3 protein-coding genes are annotated in these 2,366 nt (G+C 65.6%); 1 reads left to right on the top strand and 2 read right to left on the bottom strand.

Annotation, left to right across the window (positions count from 1 at the left end; translation table 11 throughout):
- Positions 1–154: 154 nt before the first annotated feature.
- Both I2E26_RS04720 and I2E26_RS04715 read right to left on the bottom strand, forming a co-directional pair.
- Positions 155–640 (bottom strand): hypothetical protein, encoded by a 486-nt coding sequence (locus I2E26_RS04720; RefSeq protein WP_195419805.1) that lies wholly within the window; start codon positions 638–640, stop codon positions 155–157.
- A gap of 218 nt (positions 641–858) precedes the next feature.
- The gene (locus I2E26_RS04715) at positions 859–1,470 is read right to left on the bottom strand and encodes a hypothetical protein (RefSeq protein ID WP_195419804.1); all 612 of its coding nucleotides are present in this window, start codon (positions 1,468–1,470) and stop codon (positions 859–861) included.
- Positions 1,471–1,699: 229 nt separating this feature from the next.
- Here I2E26_RS04715 and I2E26_RS04710 point away from each other — a divergent pair, with 229 nt between their 5' ends.
- Complete coding sequence (locus I2E26_RS04710; protein WP_195419803.1) at positions 1,700–2,119, top strand: hypothetical protein; 420 nt, start codon at positions 1,700–1,702, stop codon at positions 2,117–2,119.
- Positions 2,120–2,366: the final 247 nt, after the last annotated feature.

Genomic DNA, 2,366 nt, shown 5'->3' with positions numbered 1-2,366 from the left:
CCCGGCCGTACGCGGTAGCTCCGCGGACGGCCGGGCCGGTTTTGCCTCTTGACAATGTTCAACTCATATTAAAGGGAGGCCGTGCGCCTCCCCTTCAAGCATATGGATTGCAGTCGAGCGAACCCGCGCGCCTTCGCACGCGCCCGCTTGCACGCTACTTGCGAACGGTGATACCGTACGCCTGGCTCACCTCGTTGATAAAGCGAACGAACTCCTTGTAGTCGGCGCCCGGCACGCGTATGGTGCGCTCGAGGCTCTTGCTCGTGTAGAACAGCACCGGCGCGCCGTTTTCCTTCTTCACGCGCACGGATGACACGCGGTTCCACGGATGACGGACGCCATCGAGGTACACGGCCGTGCGGCCCACCCCGTTGCGCACCGTCGCGATGAACGACGCGAAGCAGAACAGCACGAACGCCGTTCCAACCGCCGCAAGGCCGGCGCCGCTGATAACGAGGTTGAACACGGCGAGCACCACGAGCACCACGGCCACGGCATACGCCCACTTCCCACGTGGGATCTCGTAGACCATCGAGCGGCGCTGCTCCAGCAGCATATACAGGGTGTAGCCCAGCAGAATCAATCCGACCACGATAAGCGCCGGCGCCAGGAATCCGCGCTGAGCGGCGATGCTATCCATCTCTTCGTCCTTTCAGTCGTAAGCGCTATCAACCGTACCGCCGATTCGCCCATACCGCCAGCACGAAGCCGCGACCAACGCAAAACCCATGCCGCCTCGCCAGGATGCACGAAGGACAACGGAAGCCCGGCGGCTCGCGAAAGCCCCTTCATGGATGCAGGGAACGGGACGTAAAGCCCGGGCCTCGGCGTCCGAACGGCTGGACCGCCCCGGCCCCGCTACCGAACCGTACGGGCGGCGCGAACGGAGGCGCGCTCCATATCGCGGTACCGCGCAGCGGCACGGACCTCGCCACGGCGCTCGTACTGCAGCGCCAGCAGGCGGCATAGACGCGCGCACTCGATCGGCGACGTATCCTTCAGCCTGCCCTCCATGCTCACGATATGCGCCGTAGAGCCGTCGAAGGCCACGTCGAACATCTCGCGGCACACGCGCGCCGCGGCCTTCTCGTTCATGCCCTCGATGCGCTCGAGCATCGCTCCGGCGCGCTTCTTATCGCCCTTGTCCAGATAGAAATCGAATGCCGTGGTAAACAGCGCCATCTGCTGCGGCTTGGTCATACGAAGCTGCAGCATCTCCTCTATGGTGCGCGTAGCGTCCGACGTCCGGCCAAGCTCGACCTGGGCGCCCAGTTTCATCGACAGCTGCTCGTAGCGCGTATAGATCACGCGGGCCAGCGGCTGGTCGAGGAGCTCGAGCACCTTGTCGTAGGAGCGCTCGACGCACAGGCGCTCGACGCGCGCCGGCAGCATGCGCTTGCGCGCCTCGACTACCAGCAGCGCCAACACGGCCGCAACTAGCAAGACTATGAGAATCGTATTCGTTGTCACGTTGCATCCCCCCGTTTGCGCAGCGCTTCCGCACCGGGCGGGCCCGGCGCTCGAGACGATCCGTTGTTCAGCATGCGGTAAAGCATGGTAGCAGTGTTTGACCCCCGCACGGCCGCATGGCGCCCCGATGCCGAGTCTTCACGCATGTCACATCTTGGATGGGGGTATCATGGAGACATCCAACGGCCCGGGCGAAGACGCCCGCCAAAACCTCCAAGGGAGAAGTTCCATGTCGCAGAATCGCAAGATCCTCAAGGTCGTCAGCCTTATCCAGGCGCTCGTCGGCCTCGCCGCGCTCATCGCCGGCATATTCGCCATCGTCAACGCGCAGGACAGTGCCGGCACCTTCGAGGCCTTCGGCACCACGATCGACGCCTCGCTGGGCTGCATGGTCCTGGGCGCGCTGAGCGTCATCACGGGCGCCTGCACGTTCGGTTCGTGCGCGCTCGGCATCCAGGGCGCCAACCGCCCCAGCTCGCTCGGCGCGCACGCGCCCCTCTCGGTGGCGGCGCTCGTACTGGGCATCCTCGCCACCATCTTCGGCACGTCGGTCAACCTCGTGCTGGCCGTCATCTCCGGTGTCGCCGCCGTGCTGGCGCTCTTCGCCGTTATGTATGACGGCCGCGTCCGCAAGGAGCTCGACCGCTAGCAGCGCCTCCAGCCCGCGTCGCGCCCGCGGCGTTACGCCGCCAACGCACCCAACACGCCAAGCCCGGCGTTCGCCCCGCTCGTTGCAGCAGGCGAACGCCGGGCTTTTCGCCATCGCGGCACACGCGGGCGCTCCCCGCGCCGCATAACGGGCATCACGAAACCGTAGACGAGCGCTAGCTGTTGTGTGCCGATAGGTTGTTTACGCCGTAGACTCGCGACATGGGCGGCAGGCCCCCGCACGCGCT

The organism is Collinsella sp. D33t1_170424_A12 (assembly GCF_015554865.1).
Lineage (GTDB): Bacteria > Actinomycetota > Coriobacteriia > Coriobacteriales > Coriobacteriaceae > Collinsella.
Note: the sequence above shows the minus strand (reverse complement) of the source record. Positions and strands in the feature narration are given on the sequence as shown.